This window comes from Advenella sp. (assembly GCF_052108595.1).
Taxonomy (GTDB): domain Bacteria; phylum Pseudomonadota; class Gammaproteobacteria; order Burkholderiales; family Burkholderiaceae_B; genus Advenella.
The window spans coordinates 1-16,905 of record NZ_JBQEAU010000103.1 but is presented as its reverse complement, the minus strand read 5'-3'; the positions used below and the strand labels follow the sequence as shown (position 1 = coordinate 16,905).

14 protein-coding genes and 1 pseudogene are annotated in these 16,905 nt (G+C 54.6%); 4 read left to right on the top strand and 11 right to left on the bottom strand.

The window, feature by feature from the left end:
- Window positions 1-58: 58 nt before the first annotated feature.
- Complete coding sequence (locus ACTIKR_RS16335; protein ID WP_442328389.1) at window positions 59-949, bottom strand: dienelactone hydrolase family protein; 891 nt, start codon at window positions 947-949, stop codon at window positions 59-61.
- A gap of 186 nt (window positions 950-1,135) precedes the next feature.
- Here ACTIKR_RS16335 and ACTIKR_RS16330 point away from each other — a divergent pair, with 186 nt between their 5' ends.
- Both ACTIKR_RS16330 and ACTIKR_RS16325 read left to right on the top strand, forming a co-directional pair.
- Window positions 1,136-2,188, top strand: coding sequence for an asparaginase (locus ACTIKR_RS16330; RefSeq protein WP_193090361.1), 1,053 nt, complete (start codon window positions 1,136-1,138; stop codon window positions 2,186-2,188).
- Window positions 2,189-2,606: 418 nt separating this feature from the next.
- Window positions 2,607-3,176: an AAA family ATPase gene (locus ACTIKR_RS16325; protein ID WP_193090362.1), complete on the top strand. Its 570-nt coding sequence runs from the start codon at window positions 2,607-2,609 to the stop codon at window positions 3,174-3,176.
- A gap of 55 nt (window positions 3,177-3,231) precedes the next feature.
- On the opposite strand, the gene ACTIKR_RS16320 is transcribed toward ACTIKR_RS16325, so the two are convergent.
- The 10 genes and pseudogenes from ACTIKR_RS16320 to ACTIKR_RS16275 form a co-directional block, all read right to left on the bottom strand.
- A complete protein-coding gene (locus tag ACTIKR_RS16320) occupies window positions 3,232-3,900 on the bottom strand; it encodes an OmpW/AlkL family protein (protein ID WP_442328388.1) in 669 nt (222 codons plus the stop codon).
- A 165-nt stretch (window positions 3,901-4,065) separates the two neighbouring features.
- Window positions 4,066-4,350: pseudogene (locus ACTIKR_RS16315) on the bottom strand (DUF2195 family protein); the annotation flags it as partial.
- Window positions 4,351-4,681: 331 nt separating this feature from the next.
- Window positions 4,682-5,872 carry a porin gene (locus tag ACTIKR_RS16310; RefSeq protein ID WP_193090364.1) on the bottom strand — a complete coding sequence of 397 codons (1,191 nt, stop codon included), beginning with the start codon at window positions 5,870-5,872 and terminating at the stop codon, window positions 4,682-4,684.
- A gap of 458 nt (window positions 5,873-6,330) precedes the next feature.
- Window positions 6,331-7,716: an amidase gene (locus tag ACTIKR_RS16305; RefSeq protein WP_442328387.1), complete on the bottom strand. Its 1,386-nt coding sequence runs from the start codon at window positions 7,714-7,716 to the stop codon at window positions 6,331-6,333.
- A gap of 10 nt (window positions 7,717-7,726) precedes the next feature.
- Window positions 7,727-8,980: a Zn-dependent hydrolase gene (locus ACTIKR_RS16300; protein ID WP_442328391.1), complete on the bottom strand. Its 1,254-nt coding sequence runs from the start codon at window positions 8,978-8,980 to the stop codon at window positions 7,727-7,729.
- A 42-nt stretch (window positions 8,981-9,022) separates the two neighbouring features.
- Window positions 9,023-10,030: an ABC transporter ATP-binding protein gene (locus ACTIKR_RS16295; RefSeq protein ID WP_193090403.1), complete on the bottom strand. Its 1,008-nt coding sequence runs from the start codon at window positions 10,028-10,030 to the stop codon at window positions 9,023-9,025.
- 20 nt (window positions 10,031-10,050) lie between these two features.
- Window positions 10,051-11,130, bottom strand: coding sequence for an ABC transporter ATP-binding protein (locus ACTIKR_RS16290; RefSeq protein ID WP_193090404.1), 1,080 nt, complete (start codon window positions 11,128-11,130; stop codon window positions 10,051-10,053).
- Window position 11,131: 1 nt separating this feature from the next.
- Window positions 11,132-12,028: an ABC transporter permease gene (locus ACTIKR_RS16285; RefSeq protein ID WP_442328386.1), complete on the bottom strand. Its 897-nt coding sequence runs from the start codon at window positions 12,026-12,028 to the stop codon at window positions 11,132-11,134.
- Window positions 12,029-12,032: 4 nt separating this feature from the next.
- Window positions 12,033-12,980: an ABC transporter permease gene (locus tag ACTIKR_RS16280; protein ID WP_193090367.1), complete on the bottom strand. Its 948-nt coding sequence runs from the start codon at window positions 12,978-12,980 to the stop codon at window positions 12,033-12,035.
- A gap of 62 nt (window positions 12,981-13,042) precedes the next feature.
- Window positions 13,043-14,668, bottom strand: coding sequence for an ABC transporter substrate-binding protein (locus ACTIKR_RS16275; protein ID WP_442328390.1), 1,626 nt, complete (start codon window positions 14,666-14,668; stop codon window positions 13,043-13,045).
- A gap of 442 nt (window positions 14,669-15,110) precedes the next feature.
- On the opposite strand from ACTIKR_RS16275, the gene ACTIKR_RS16270 reads away from it, so the two are divergent.
- Entirely contained in the window at window positions 15,111-15,734 is a 624-nt protein-coding gene (locus tag ACTIKR_RS16270) for a TetR/AcrR family transcriptional regulator (RefSeq protein WP_442328385.1), read from the top strand.
- Window positions 15,735-15,800: 66 nt separating this feature from the next.
- Complete coding sequence (locus ACTIKR_RS16265) at window positions 15,801-16,784, top strand: Bug family tripartite tricarboxylate transporter substrate binding protein (RefSeq protein ID WP_442328384.1); 984 nt, start codon at window positions 15,801-15,803, stop codon at window positions 16,782-16,784.
- The last annotated feature ends 121 nt before the right edge of the window (window positions 16,785-16,905 follow it).

The following is a 16,905-nucleotide window of genomic DNA, read 5'->3' as shown; positions in this document are numbered from 1 at the left end:
GCAAGCGGCGGGCGCCAGGCCCGCCCTGCTTATCTATCCGCTCAGGTCACGACCGGCACTACCCGCCCAGGTTTGACTTGAAAAATTCCAATGTCCGGGACCATGCCAGCTTTGCGGCGGCTTCGTCGTAACGAGGCGTTGTGTCGTTATGAAATCCATGATTGGCCCCATCATACATGTGCATTTCATACTTCTTGTTATTGGCCTTGAGCGCTGCTTCGTAATCCGGCCATCCCGCATTGATGCGCTCATCAATGCCGGCATAATGTATCAGCAGCGGCGCATTGATTTTCGGCACATCCGCAGCGGCAGGCTGACCACCATAGAACGGTACTGCGGCAGCCAGATCCGGCATGCGAACAGCCAGCATATTGACCACCCCACCGCCATAGCAAAACCCAACTGCGCCAATCTTGCCGTTCACTGCCTCGTGCCCCCTCAGAAATTGCGCTGCCGCCACCATATCTTCGGAGCGCTTGGCCGGATCCAGCTTCGCAAAAAGCTCGCGCGCCTTGTCTTCGTCTCCCGGGTAACCGCCGGCCGGCGTGAGCGCATCGGGTGCGAAAGCAACATAGTTTTCAACGGCTAGGCGTCTTGCCACGTCCTCGATATAGGGATTGAGCCCCCTATTTTCATGAATAACTACCACACCTGGCAACTTGTCTTTGGCATCGGCTGGTTGTGCCAGATAGCCTTTCATGGTGCCATTGCCCTGGGGAGACGGATAATCCACGTATCCAGCTTTAATTCGTTTGTCATCGGGCGCAATTTGCTGCGCCCAGGCAAAATTCGGTGCAAGACTGCTAAGAATCGCAGAGGCAGTGACGCCGCCGACGGCATACCGCGCTGAACGATCCAGAAACTGCCTGCGACTGATACCGCCATGCACATAGGCATCAAACAGCTTGAGAACATCGGGGTGAAAATCACTCGCGTTTTTTCGATTCATGTTGCGGACTCCTTGACAGGCGGGCCAGTAGACCCGGATTAGCTGAGAAAGGAACTGATGGATAAATTTCGTGAACAGTGAAATGTGAAACCCGATACTGGTACCATATGCTGGCGCAGGAGGGCTTTCTGCCGATCCTGTACAGGATCACATTCATGTTAATTAGATCACAATAAGGAGACAATCATGAAAAAAATCTCATTTGTATTAGCCGGACTGTGCGCAACACTGATCGGCGCTGCCCACGCCCAGGAAAAGCCAACAGTTCAATTTATTGCCACCGGCGGGACAATTGCCATGAAAATTGATCCAGTCAAAAAGGCGCCAGTGCCGGCCATCTCCGGCGATGATTTGCTGGCAACGGTGCCCGGTGTGGCCGAGTTCGCCAAAATAGAAGTTAACAATCTATCGAACGTGCCATCAGACTATATGGATCCGCCGCGCTGGATTGAACTGAGCAAGGCGGTCAGCGCTGCCGTGCAACGGCCGGAAGTCTCGGGAGTGATTGTGTCGCACGGCACAGATACCCTGGAAGAAACCGCATTCTGGCTGGATTTGACCGTGCAATCGGACAAACCCATAGTCCTGATCGGCGCCCAGCGCAATGCCTCCTCGTCCGATTTTGACGGCCCTCGCAATCTGCTGAATGCGGTGCGTATTGCCGTAGACGAACAGGCAAAGGGCAAAGGTGCCATGCTGGCCATGAACAACCAGATCAATGCCGCACGTCATGTCACAAAAACCCATACAGCCAATGTGGAAACATTTCAATCGGGCGACTATGGTTTCCTGGGCGAAGTCTACCCTGACCGTGTGATATTTGCCCGGGAGCCATTGCGCCGCCAACATATCGCCGTCAGCGCTGAAACCATGCCGAAAGTAGACATTGTTGCCATGTACGGTGGCGCCGACGGCAGCCTGCTGCGCAGCGCCGTCGATCAGGGTGCAAAGGGCATTGTAGTGCAGGCGTTGGGCATGGGAAATATGAACAAGCCGATGTTTGAGGCTGTGAAATATGCATTGGAAAAACAAATTCCGGTTGTGATTTCCACCCGTGTCTATAACGGTCGCGTAATGGCCAACTACGGGTTTGAAGGCGGTGGTAAAACGACCGCAGACGCAGGCGCAGTGATGGCGGGAAATCTGAGTCCGCAAAAAGCCCGTATTCTGCTGATGCTTCTTCTGCAAAGTGGCAAATCGGGCAAAGAAGACCTGCAGGCCGCATTTGACGCCATGTAAAGGGTTTGAGTAAAATCCAGTCCATAAATATATCAATGCATTGATATCGATGCATTGATATATCTGGCGTGTCAATAAGACTCGGTGCGATACGCAAAGCGTGCACTACAAAAAGCGTGCACTACACATTTCTGCCAATCTGCTGCCATCCGCGCTGGGCAGCCCTCACCCGACAGCTGCAGCAACCACAGCAACCATTTGCGTGTCCCATCACTCGATTTTCGGGCACCCTTTTCCTGTTGTACTTCCCCACCTGATCAGCCGCGGCGTCTGCCGGCGCATCAGTTCGATCACTCAAGCCAACGCCCTCGCCTTTTCCCCGACACAATCGGCCTTCATTTGTTGACACCCTGTCGGCGCGCTACACGCGACCGCGCTTTGTTGCATCCCGAATTTATGAATCAGCCACTCATCAGACATGAATCCTCAATCAGCCAACTTTTTTGTATTGACCGGTGGACCCGGCTCCGGCAAAACGACATTAATCAATCATCTGGCCGATATGGGCTACCGCTGTATGCCCGAAGCCGGCCGGGCCGTCATACGCCAACAGCTAAACTGTGGCGGCGTTGCCCTGCCATGGGCCGACAAAACCGCGTATGCCCGGCGTATGCACGAGCACGACATGGCGGCTTACCAGCGCGCATGCAATATGAACGGTCCGGTTTTTTTTGACCGCAGTATTGTGGATATCATCGCGTATCTGCAACTGGAGCAATTGCCGGTTCCAGAACCGCTGCAAACAGCGGTATCCCAATGTCGATATCATACGACAGCATTCATTTTGCCGCCCTGGCCACAGATCTATCGTCGTGACCAGGAACGCCGACAGGACCTGCCCACTGCCATTGCAACCTATCATGCGATGATGAAGACGTATTTGCAATATGGCTATGCACTGGTACGCGTGCCCCGCCTGCCGGCAGCGCAACGGGCGAGGTTTATCGTGAATGCGATCGCTTGCGGCCATGGCGGCAATAAGGATTGAAATCCCTGTTGACCGAGCCCACCACAGCGCGTCACTTGTGTTCGCCCGGTGCGTATCAGAACCGATATCCTACGCCGACCGTGGCAACCCAGGGATTGATTTTTGCGGTGCCGATTTTGGTGCCATCAAGCCGAACACTGGTCTTGATATCAATATAGCGAACACTCGCATTCAAAAACCAGTTATCGTTGATTTTCAAATCGGCGCCCACTTGCGCTGCCAGTCCCCAGGAGTCTGAGAGCTTGAGCTTTTCAACGCCAAGATCGCGTAACGCACCAGTGGGTTTGGTGTGAAAGAAGGTCGTATAATTGAGCCCAACACCCACATAAGGCTGCACCCGGGCGTCGGGCAAAAAGTGCCACTGAACGCTGAGTGTAGGAGGCAGATGCCTGGTGGTGCCAATTCTGCCAAGATCGCCGCCCAGATCGGCAGCGCTACCACGAATGTCATGCTTGAACGGCGCAGCAGCCAGCAGTTCGATCCCTAGATGACGGGTTGCCATATACGTCAGACTGAAACTGGGACGCGTGCTGTCGTTGATATCCAGGTCAATGCCACGGGGGGCTATACTTTTTCCTACCGTGCCATTGCCCGACCTGGGCATCACACTGGTCATGCCGGCTTTCACTATCCAGTCCCCGGCTTCATGGGCAGCGGCAGGCAATGTAGCGAGTGAACTCAGCGCAAGCACGCCTGCTGCAACCATATGACGAATGATATGCATTTTTTTCTCCATCAGTACTTGTTAACGAACTGACAGAATGCAACAAAAATCACAAATGAATATTGCGTTTGCGCAAGCAACAGCAACCGCACAACATCAAAATTTGATCTAAATCAAATATCATGCATTAAGCACAAGCAGAGCGCTTCGTTCAAGGATGATGCGTTACAGGAAAGCTGTCGATGGGGCAAACCGGTATGTCCTGTTCAGTTCGACTGAGCACAACGCTATAAGACAGGCGCACAATGGAATCGAAGCTGTATCTTTGTCTGCGACCAGAGCCGGCTCTGATGCCAGCACCAGTGTTTTGTTGCCGCTCTTACTGATCCCGAGCCGCCCATTTTGCAGAACCTGCTGCGCAGTGTTCACGCTTGCGACACTGTCGTAGCTTACCAATGCAAAACAGCAGCCACACTCACCAATAGACTTGCGCCATTGGAAAACCGTATTGGCCTGGAGCTGATGGCATCCAACGACCCAGCCTGGATGATGGCAACTGTTCTATCGCTTTGGAAATTGACTAAATGGTTTGTATGAAAACACACAAGCAGAACGAAAAACCCCAGAAGCGACCAGCGCTCTGGGGTTCAAACTACGGAGTTGATGCAAGGGCCGGGAGTCCTTAATACGTTGCCAGGCAACCGCACGTCTTGGATGAATAGTATGTTGAAACATTTCTACTCACTACGGTTGGCAGCAGGCTCCAAGCCTTTATTCTACTGCATCGAACCGCGCTGGCAATAACGACGCCACGCGCCGCATTGCCAGTAGCGGCAAGTCATCAGAAGCGATGATTCAGACCGACACCAACCAGTGTTGATTTCAGTTTGACGTTCTCAGTATTGTCAAACTTCAGTTTGCCCGTGCCGTAAGATGCGAGAGCATAAATAGTAGTGCGTTTGGACAATTTATGTTCGTAACCCAGGCTGAAAATATTCAGCTTGCCTTTCACACCGTCAAATGAATCATCGTTGTTTTTGGTAGAGCTGCCCTGATACGAGAACATGACTTTGCCGTCGTCTCCAACAGGCGCTGACAGGCCGGCCACCCAAGCTTGTTGACGGTAACCTTTGGTTTCTGCGTAAGTGAATCCATCAACATTTGTAGTGAAGTCATCCAATGCACCGGTCAGACCCGTACTTCCGACACCGCTAGCTACGATAACATCGTTGGCCATTGAGCCGCGAACCTGACCGTAACCCAGGAACAGTTTGACGACGTCAAAATCGTAGGCGCCAAACAGGTTCCACATGTGGGTCGTACCCTTCTCGCCTTCACCATTGGACAGACGCACGTCTGTGCGGAAGCGATCGTAAGAAGCGCCGACAGAGATTGGGCCGTTATCATAAGAGGCACCAGCCGTGATCCAGTTGGAAGTATCACGCGCTTCGAAATCTTCAAAGCCGTCGCTACCGGTCGTTTTGGTGTTTTTGCCAGCATAGCCGACGCCAACTTTGAAGCCGGCAAAATCAGGACTTATATATTTGATCGAATTGTCCATCCGGGCGTACGTTGAAGCACCGAATGCGCCAGAAAGCACACCGGCCTGCTTGTAAGCGACGCCGAAAGGATTAAGCGACGCGACTGTGTCTGCCGCAACGTTCAGTTGGCGACCCAAAGTCAGCGTACCCCAGTTGCTACCGGTCAGACCGACATAGGCATGACGACCAAACAGACGGTTACCCTGTAAGGATTTGCCGTTGCCCAGATCAAAGCCACTTTCCAATTGGAAAATTGCGCTTGTGCCGTTGCCCAGGTCTTCAGCACCCTTCATTCCCCAGCGGTTACCGCTTTTGACGCCGTTGATCAACCCGATGTCACGTGTTTTGGCCCAGGCATCACCCTGCGTTACTTTGGTCTGTTGATAGCCCATGCCGGCATCAACAATACCATACAGGGTTACGGAAGTTTCTGCGTGGGCTACGCCGGTAAAGCCGACAGCCAGTGCCGCAGCAAGCAAAGTCTTTTTCATGTATCAAATCTCCTCAGGGATGGTCATAATGCTTCTTACCCGAATGGTTCAGAAACTATTCAGATTTGAAGCAATATAAAGATTAGATACAATTATGTAAAGGAACCGGCTACCGCGAAAAATGGACAATTCGGCGGTTTCCGCAGGTGGCAGCGACGGCATTTCAATCGCAATTACGGCGCCCATATTGCGTATGGTAATAATCTAATTGCAATTGAATTAATCACTGTTTTATACGCAATTACATTTGCAATCATAGGGTTAAGGGATCAGCCCGGATACTCCTCCATCAAGCACCTTTTGGATAATTTGGTTAACTGATGCCCAAAGTTGGCACGTTTCTTGCCCAGGCAACCATTTTTGCCGCTTTAGGACATGAGGGTTTTCCTTTATAGTGAATACGCTTAGCGTTTTCTATTACATTTGTGACATATATGCGACATTGTGCATAACCGGCGCTAGTCTACTGTCGGCGTGTAAGAATGCCAGGCAGTCAGGGATTGAATGGCACTGCCGATACGCAGTAGCGTGAGTTCGTCTCCCGCCTTCCCGGTTAACTGCACACTGACAGGCAGGTTGGTTTGGTCAAAACCGGCAGGCAGGGCCAAAGCACAACCGTTGACCCAGTTCACAAAGCGAGTAAAGTAGCCCAGTGGTGTACTGGACTCGTCCACCTGCGAAAGGGGTATCGGGCCAAAAGGCGTGGTAGGCAGCATCAGGGTATCTTTATCGGCCATCCATTCCCCCCAAACGGCCTGCATCTTCAGATGGGAGCCCAGCAGATCCTGGTATTGCAGATCCGATATGCCCTTTCCTGCCATGAGTCGGTCACGCACAAAAGGCCCGAAATGCAGACCCGGGTCCTGAATATAATCCCTGTGCACGCGCCATCCTTCGGCGGCGATCAATTTTCCGCAATCGCTCATTGCTTGCTGAAAGTTCAATGGGGGTGCTTCGCGTACGATTGTTGCGCCGGCCAGCTCGACCATCCTGACCATATCGCGCAAGCCCAGACGTACGGCGCGCTGCACTTGCACGCCATAGTTTTGCTCAGGCAGGACGCACACTCGTACCCCCGCCAGTTCGTGGGCATTATCCTGAGCCAGGTACGTCATGCTTTGTATGGTCTGCCCCGGCGCATGCGTCAGCGCCTGCAGCAGCAAGGCGGCATCATCTGCAGTCCTGGCCATAGGTCCCACACTGTCCAGCGTCCGGGATAATGGATACACGCCGTCGGCATTGATCGCGCCGACTGTCGTCTTCAAGCCGGTAATACCGTTGAGCGCGGCAGGAATCCGCACCGACCCGCCGGTATCGGTACCCAGGGCACCCGGCACCAGGCCGGCGGCAACCGCAACGCCCGAACCGCTTGAGGAGCCACCGGGCACCCGGTGATGGCTGCTGTCCCAGGGATTGCGAGGCGTTCCCAGCAAAGCATTGGTTCCCCATCCGCCAAACGCAAACTCCACCGTGTGCGTTTTGCCGATAATGACCGCGCCGTGGGCTCGCAAACGGTGCACCGCATCGGCGGTCCGGGCACTGGTTCGGGCTTCCCACTGCCTGGAACCGCAAGCCGTTATCGTACCCTCAATATCACATAGGTCTTTGATACCCAGCGGTATGCCATCGAGCATACCCAGCACCCTTCCCTGTTGCCGCCGCTCATCGGACTGGCGTGCCTGCGCCAGCGCCTGTTCCGGGAAGACACGCGCAAAGGCATGCAATACGGGGTTCAAGCGCGCTATCCGGTTCAAAAAATAGTTCGTCAGCGACTCGGCAGTCACGTTGTTCATTGCCAGACTGCGCGCCAGTTCGGTGATCGAGGCGAATGCATACTGTTCCATGACATATCCTTTACACAACACCGGCTTCGCCAAGCATGCAATGGAGCAAGACGTTGCATCCGGCTTCCACGTGCTCCGGCAAGGCATCTTCGATTTCATTGTGACTGATGCCATCCTTGCAGGGGATAAAAATCATCGCTGCCGGGCATATTCGCGCCAGGTATACAGCATCATGGCCTGCGCCGCTAACCAGCCTGGAATGCCGATAGCCCAATCGGGTGGCATTTTTTTCCACAGTAGCCACTTGCGCCGCGGCAAACGCCTGGGGAGGAAAATAAACCACTTCCTCGGCTTGAATCTGTACCTGATACTTATCGGCAATGGCATCGCAATAGCGCTGGAAATCGGCAGACATCGCAGACAGGTCATCGTCAGTCAACGCGCGCAGGTCCACAGAGAACCGCACCCGTCCCGGAATGACATTGCGCGAATTGGGATACACATCAACCCAGCCAACCGTACCACGCCCATCTTCCCCGTAGCGGCGGCCAATCTCATTGACTTCGTTCATGATGCGCATTGCGGGCAATAATGCATCCCTGCGCAGTTCCATGGGTGTCGTACCGGCGTGCGACTCTACTCCCTGCACGAGGACGTCGTACCAGCGCTGACCCAGCGCGCCCGTCACTACGCCAATGGTATGCGAGCGCTGCTCCAGCACCGGTCCCTGCTCAATGTGAGCTTCAAAATAACTTTTCACGGGTGTCGCCCTGCACGGCACAGCGCCATCGTAGCCAATGTCCGCGAGCGCGGCGGCAACACTGATACCCGTGGTATCGGTACTTTGCAATGCAGTCTGAGCAGAAAATGCCCCGACATAGACACCCGATCCCATCATGACAGGCACAAAGCGCGAACCCTCTTCGTTGGTCCACACGGCGACCTCAAGCGGCGCTCGCGTGCGGATCTGCAGATCATTCAGCGTGCGCAGTACCTCAAGCCCGGCCAATACGCCATAATTGCCATCAAACTTGCCACCGGTCGGCTGCGTGTCGATATGGCTACCGGTCATGACTGGCGGCAATTGCGGATCCGCTCCCTCGCGGCGGGCAAAAATATTGCCCAGTTCATCCACACGGATGGTGCAGCCGATTTCCTTTGCCCACTGAACGAACAGATGACGACCTTCCTTGTCCAGCTCGGTCAACGCCAGACGATTTACGCCGCCTTTTTCCGTGCCGCCGATGCGAGCCAGCGTCATCAGCGAGTCCCAAAGTCGCGCGCCATTGATGCGCCCGATATTACTGTGTTCATTCATATCCATCATTTGTTACCTGTTTAAAAAATCGTTGATACGAGATCGCTGTCAGGCAGCCGCCAAATGGCACTGTACCTGATGACTTTGACTTATCTTGGTCGTCTGCGGCACACTTGTTGCGCAACGCTCCAACACATGCTCGCAACGCGCGGCAAATGGGCAGCCGGGCGGCAAGTTGGCCAGATCCGGTGGCGACCCGCGTATCACATCCAGCGGCTTGCCTCGCTCCATGCCATGGCGACGGCTCTTGAGCAACGCCAGCGTATAAGGGTGGCGGGCATCTTGCAAAATTTCCCGAATGCTGCCCTCTTCGACGATACGCCCGCCGTACATGACAGCGACCCGGTCCGCCATTTCCGTTGCTGCACCAATATCGTGAGTGACAAAAACAATGGCCAGCCCTAATTGCTTTTGTAATTCGCGCATCAAAATCAACACCTGTATCTGCACCGTCGCATCCAGGGCTGTTGTCGGTTCATCAGCCAACAACACTTCAGGCTGCGCGGACAGGGCCAGCGCGATCATGGCCCGCTGACGCATGCCACCCGACATCTCATGAGGATATGCCGCCAGGCGCTTTTCCGGACTCGGAATGCGTACCGCTTCCAGCGCCGCAATCGCGCGGGCACGCGCATCCTGGGCACTGATCTGGTGATGGGTACGAATGCACTCGATCATTTGCTGTCCAACTGTATAGACAGGGTCCAGGGCTAACAATGGCTCCTGAAACACCATTGCGATTTTCTTGCCTCGCAGTGCGCGCAATTGCCGCCGGTCCATCTGCAGCACCTCTTGCCGGTTGACCTGGATCGAGCCGCTTTGCCGGGTTTGTCGTTCCGGATGCAGGCGCATCAATGCGCGCAACGTCACACTTTTACCCGATCCGGATTCGCCGATAAGCACCAGGGTCTCACCTTTGGCCACGTGAAAAGAGACACCGTTGACCGCCCGTATCGTCTTGCCCGCGCGTTCGAAGGCAACCGTCAGGTCAGTCACTGAAATGGCGTTACCGGCTTGCTCGCCTGTGGCCGGATGCCGGCTGGTTGTCCCGTCCATGGGCGTCATCGCTTGTGTATTCATGGTGTTCCTTTTAAGACCGACATATCTGCAGACTCTTGCTGCGCCGTACCCACGCTTTGCCCAATGCGGTCATTTACGCGAATGCACGCCACCTGATGCCCAGGCAGATGCGCCAGTAACAGCGGCATATTGGATTTACACTGCGTGATCATCTGGCTGCACCTCGGGTGAAAGCGGCAACCGGAAGGCGGTTCTATGGGGTTGGGCGGATCCCCGGCCAGTGGCGCCTTTTCAGTGCGCCGATCCGGATCAGTCGTGGGCACCGAGGCCAGCAATGCCTGTGTATAAGGATGAGCGGGCGTATTGAGCACCTGCCGGGTCGCACCCAGCTCTACCACCTTGCCCAGATACATGACCAGAACCCGATCACACAGGTACTCGATCACACTCAGATCGTGGCTAATGAAGACAAATGTGAGGTTGTATTTTTTCTTCAGGTCCGATAGCAGATTCAGTACCTGGGCTTCTACGGATTTATCCAGCGCAGATACGGCCTCATCAAGAATAATCAAGCGCGGTTTCAGGGCAATTGCCCGCGCGATATTAACCCGCTGCCGTTGCCCACCGGACAATTCATGAGGATATCGTCCGGCATAGCGTTGCGGGTCCAGGCCCACATTTTCCAGTAGTTCCAGCGCCTCGCGCTCCGCCTGCCGAGGGGGCATGCCGTGGACGATCGGGGCAAACGCGATGGTATCCAGAATAGTCATGCGCGGATTCAGCGATGAATAACTATCCTGGAAAACCATCTGCACCTGACGCCGGAATGATTTCATCGGCAGCTGCGTGCTGCCGACAGTCTGTCCGTCGAAGATCAGTTCACCGCGATCCTGCTGCAACAGTTGCAGCAGCAGCCTGGCCGTTGTCGATTTGCCGCAGCCGGACTCCCCGACAATACCCAATGTCTCGTTTTTCATGACATCGAAACTAATGTCATCTACAGCCTGTACTGCTGCGGCGCCACGACGAAAAAGCGAGGCTTTCAAAGGAAAGTGCTTCAGCAGGTTCTTCACAATAAGCAAGGGCTGGGCCGGTCCACCAATATCCTGATGCTGGGTCAATGTCGTTGTCACAATATTACTCCTTGATATCCATCGCCTGGCGCAGCCCGTCTGAAAAGACGTTGAAGGAAATCGATGTGATGAAAATCATCAGACCCGGCAATGCCGCGATCACCGGCTGGGTGTAAATGGCTGTGCGCAGGGTGTTGAGCATAAGCCCCCATTCGGGCTCTGGCGGCTTGACGCCCAGGCCCAGAAAGGAAAGCCCCGATGCCAGGATCATGGAAACGGAAATCAAACTGGTGGAAAAAACGAAAATAGGGCCCAGCACATTATTGAGGACCTGACTGAACACGATCCTGACTGGCGAGGCTCCCGATGTTCTGGCAGCATCAACAAACTCCTGAGTGCGCATTTGGGTGGTCACGCTTTCGGCCACGCGAATGATTTGCGGGATGAACACCACGGTCAGCGACAACAGTGCGTTGCCAGTGCCGGCGCCCAGCGTACCCGAGAGAGCGATCGCCAGCAACACAGAAGGAAAGGCGTACAGCACATCGGTCAGGCGCATGATTACCGCGTTGATACGCCCGCCGGCATAACCGGCAATAACGCCTATGGTTCCTCCGATTGCAAACGCAATTATTACGGGCGTAATGCCCATAAACAGCGACAGGCGGGCACCCAGGATCAAACGGGACAGCATATCGCGCCCCAGTTCATCGGTGCCCAGCAGATAGTTTTCTGTGCCGATCGGCTTGAGCCGGTGAATAATCGAAGATTTATAAGGATCTGCCGGCATGATCCACGGGGCCAGGATCGCCATCAACAGCAGGAGCAGCAACAGACAGGCAGCAAACATCGCAACCTTGTTGCGGCTCAGATTGAGCATGACGCCGCTCCAGTATCCCGCCGAGCGGTGCGCCTGCACGAGCAGCAACTCTGCGTTCCGGTTAAGGGAATAATCGGTCATTGTGTTACCTTTGAATACGGGGATCAAGCCAGGTCTGAACGGTATCGACCAGCAGGTTGAGCAGCACGAAAAAAATCGCCATGACCAGGATCGTGCCTTGCAGCAGCGGAAAGTCTCGCTGGAACACAGCTGAATTGAGCAGAAAACCGGCTCCAGGCCATGAGAAAACGGTTTCGATCAGGATAGAGCCGCCCAGCAGATAGCCCAGTTGCAGTCCCATCACGGAAAGGGCCGTTGGCGCCACGTTCTTGACCAGATGCATGAACATCCGGCCTCGACCCAGGCCACGGGCTTGCAATCCGACCATGAATTCACGCGACAGAACATCGCTGACAAGGGCACGAATGGTGCGGGCCACAATCCCCATGGGAATCACTGACATCGTGATTGCAGGCAGGATCATATATTGCACGTGATCCCAGTCCCAGCGCCATCCGGTGCCGTCGCCCGCAGCGGAACCCGTTGCAGGAAACCAGTTCAGGTACACAGAAAACACAATGACCAGCACCATGCCCAGCCAATAATGCGGAATACTGACGCCAAATATAGAGCTCAATGATGCCAGCCGATCCCAAATGGAATTTCTGGCGTAACCGGAAATCATGCCGAATACGACGCCCAGCGAAAAACCGATCAGCACGGCAATCACGGCCAGCCGCAGCGAATTGCCCACTGCCGCGATAACCTCTGCGGCCACGGGGCGACTGGTCGCAATGGACATGCCCAGGTCCCCATGCAATGCCCGCCACAACCAGTTCCAGAACTGAATCAGGAATGGCTGATCAAACCCGTAGATGCCCATCATCTGGCGGCGCAAGGCTTCAGAGGCGTCGGGGGGCATGACCGAAATCAGTGGATCGCCGGGAGCGATATGGATCAGGGAGAAGCACAGAAATGCGACTCCCAGCAATACGGGCAACGAATACACGAGCCGTCTTAGAAAATACATCATGATAATCAGGCTTCAAAAAGAGGAAATATGGGTGGTGCCGACCACTGTCGTGGTCAGTCAAATCACTCCTTGGACATGGTCGCAATATCAATGAACCAGCTTTGTGGCTGAACTACGCCCTTTACCTTGTTGGAAATCGCTCTGGGCCCGACATCATGCGCCACGTAAAGAAACACAGCTTCGTCTACCATCCGGGTATGCAGCTTGGCCAGTGCCGCATCCCGCTGAGCCGGATCAAAACTGGTGCGAGCCTGGCGGATATAGTCGTCGAACGTGTCGTCAATCACATAGCCCCAGTTATTCGATACGGGCGGCAACGCTTTGCTGCTGACAAAACGCACCATGGCAAAGAACGGATCCATGGTTGCCGCACTGACATTGGTCGCCTGTGCCCCATGTGCGCTGGCGTCCTTGGCGCCCAGGCGCCAGCTGTTGAACAGGGTATTCCATTCGACAACATCGAACTGAACATCGAAAAAGCACTCTTTCAAATTCTGCTGTATGTACTCATTCATCGGCAGAGGCTGCATCTGGCCCGAGCCCGACGCTGAGATCTGCACTTTGACCTTGACCGGCTTGCTCTCGGAGAAACCCGCCTCTTGCATCAGCTGGCGCGAAGCGTCCGGATCATATTTGATATCGAATGTCGGCGTGCCCCACCAGGGGCTGGATTTGGCAACAACGCCCTGCGCCGGTGCCATCAGGCCGGCCAGCATGCCTTTCATGCCCTCGCGATCCACGCAAAGATTGGCTGCCTGCCGCACCCTTTTATCGGCCCAGGGCGAGCCCTCGGCCAGGGAAAACTGCCACGGCCAAATATGCGGCTGTACATTTGTATAGATAGTATTGCCACGTGCCTTGATAGGCTCGATCGCATCGGGGGCTGGCGCCTCAATCCAGTCCACCTGTCCCGACATAAGTGCTGCGGTCCTGGCGCTGGCTTCTGGCATGGGAATTAGCACAACCTTATCCAGCTTGGGTATGCGTGCAGGATTCCAGTAACGATCATTTTTGATTATTTCAAGTCTGGATCGCGGCACCAGCCGGGAAAGCTTGAACGGGCCGGTACCCGACGCTTCACTTGCGAATGCGTTCCAGGCCTGCTTTGATCGCTCCAGCGGCTCCTTGACCGAAGCCGGCACTGCATCGAATTTCTTTTGCCATTGCACAGGCGAAGCCATGAACAGGTTTGTCAGATTATATGGCAGGAACGCATCGGGTTCTGTCGTTGTTATTTCAACCGTCATAGCATCAATTGCCTTGGCTGCCTTGAGCGTAGGCATTCTTGATACCGTAGCGCCGACTTGTGCCGGATCATATTGGGGAGCAGACTTGTCCAGTACTTTGGCGACGTTCCAGACCACTGCCTCGGCATTAAACGGTGATCCATCATGGAAGCTGACATCAGGACGCAGCTTGAAAATCCATTTGGTCCTGTCCGCCTCGTCCACGGTCCAGCTTGTGGCCAGCCCCGGGGTCAGCGGTGTCGCGCCTTTGTCGGATGACAGATCCCAGCCGACGAGTGCATCGTACATGGGTATGCCGGTAAACCGATTGCCCTCGAATCCCTGATCAGGCTGACCCGAAGTCCGGGGGATATCCGCTGCGGTCATAGCAATGGTCAGCACCGATTCTGCACTGGCAGTCATGGGCATGGCGCTGGCACTAAAAAATACAGCCAGTGTCATGGCCGTGGATAAGGTGTTCTTGGGAAAAGAGGGGATCATGACGTTTCCTTGAAAGTGACCCAAGCTCTCAAGCAAAAGACGTGCCAACACCAAAGCCACACAGTCTGCGCTGTGCGGCGCGCTTGTCGCGGCTTACACAATAGGGTTGTCGCACCAAAACAAGGCACGCCTGTGCATTGGTTGACATGCACATGAGAAAACGCGCCTGGAAGCGACCTAAATTGTTCAACGTAAGCAACGCAGATGCGCCTGGTCCTGAAGTGCCTTCGCGTTCACATTTAGCAAAGAACGCCTCCCAGAGGGCGCGCCCACCTTGACTTTTGACGGCAGTCCAATCCATGCCCGACGCTTCACTTTTCCAACGTACAGCTCTGGAAAACCCGCATTGCGGATATCCTAAGCGCATTTACAATACAGCCATAATGTAAATGACAAGCGATGTATGTCTCCTTCTACCTCCACACGTCGCCGCCAGGCGGACCGTAGTAAAGCGACGCAGCAGGATGTGATCCTGGCGGCGATCCGCATTATTTCTGAAAAGGGGCCAGAGGCCGCATCCATGCAGGAAATTGCCCGTGAGGCAGGCGTCACGCCGGGCGCGATCCAACATCATTTCCAATCCAAGGCTACGCTCATGATGCATGTGCTTACCACCTTGGTTGACGAGAACATTGAGGCCGGAAAGTTCTGGCCCCCTGTTGACATGCCGATCGACACGCGTGCACAAACCTTCGTTTCCAATCTGTGGACACTGTTTTATAAACAGCCACGTTTTATCTCGGCCTGGGCAACGTATCTTAGTTGCCGTAACCAGCCTGTACTGCTGGCGCATATATCGGAGCAACGCAAAGTCCTGCAAATGCGCCTGCACGCCACTTTCCCGACAATATTTCCTGAACTGGCCAACGATCCCGCACTAACCGCTTTCATCAACCTGGTGTTCTCCACGTTGCGCGGGCTGGGGTTATTGGAAATGTTCGCTGCTGCACATGAGGGAACCCAGGAACAACTCGATTGCCTGGCAGACCTGATCGCGCAGCGATGTTACAGCCAAAACTCACCATAACCTTACAACCACAAATTGGCAGACCCCACAAAACCCTAGAAAAGCAATATTCGTCAGGAGACATTCATGCAGTGCAAACAGACCGTGTCGTTTTTGAATTCCATACTTACTGCCCTCACCATCGGTTTTTCCGGCTCGGCCTTTGCCGCCTATCCCGAGTCGCCGATAACAATAGTGGCGCAGCAGCCTCCGGGCAGCGGCTCAGACGCGATGACGCGTGTTCTGGCCGATTGCCTGGCAAAACAGCTTAAGCAGCCTGTCGTTGTGCAAAACAAAGCAGGTGCAAACGGCATTCTGGCCATCAATTATCTGAAAGGACAGCCAGCCAATGGATACACGCTGATGACAATCGGTATGTCGCAAATGACCATTACCCCTTATGTCTACAAAAAGATGCCCTATGATCCGCAAACCGACTTTACGGGTGTGACTGTTTTCGGTACATCACCGCTGGTGCTAACGGCATCTCTGAATTCGGGTGTGAAGGTGCTTGGGGATTTGGCCAAGAAATTCTCAGGCAAGGATGGCGGCGCCAATTTCGGCTCGCCAGGCAAGGGTAGCCCAGCCCATTTGCTCACCACCGCGCTCTTGGAACGATTAAAAGTGCCCGGCACACATGTGCCGTTTACGGGCGAGTCTGCAGGGGCAACCGCCCTCATCGGCAATCAGATTGATATCATGACCTTGGTTTCGGGCACAGCACTGCCTCAGGTCAAGGCGGGCAGGCTGGTGCCGTTGGCCGTCTTTGATGACGCACGCTCGCCTGCATTCCCTGAAGTGCCTACCATTGCCGAATTATTGGGCGACCAGGAACTGGCTCGTGGGGCATGGATTGGACTGGTTGCCGTCAAAGACACGCCGGCACCTGTCGTCCAAACACTAAATAAAGCCGCCAGCCAATGCAGTCAGGACCCGGCCTATATAAAGCGCTTTGCGCAAATGAACGCCAAGGCGATCGCCACTTCAGCGACCGACGTGATCAGCCGCGCAAAAGCCGATTCCGATGTCTGGCGTCCCTTGATTAAAAGCCTGAATCTGACCGTAGACTAAATATGACCGAACACACTCATTTAGCGAGCCAGGACATAGGTACAAAAGTTGGCACCGTACGTGGTGTTGTCCGTGATGGATTATGCATTTTTCGCGGCGTGCGTTATGCCCGCGCATGCAC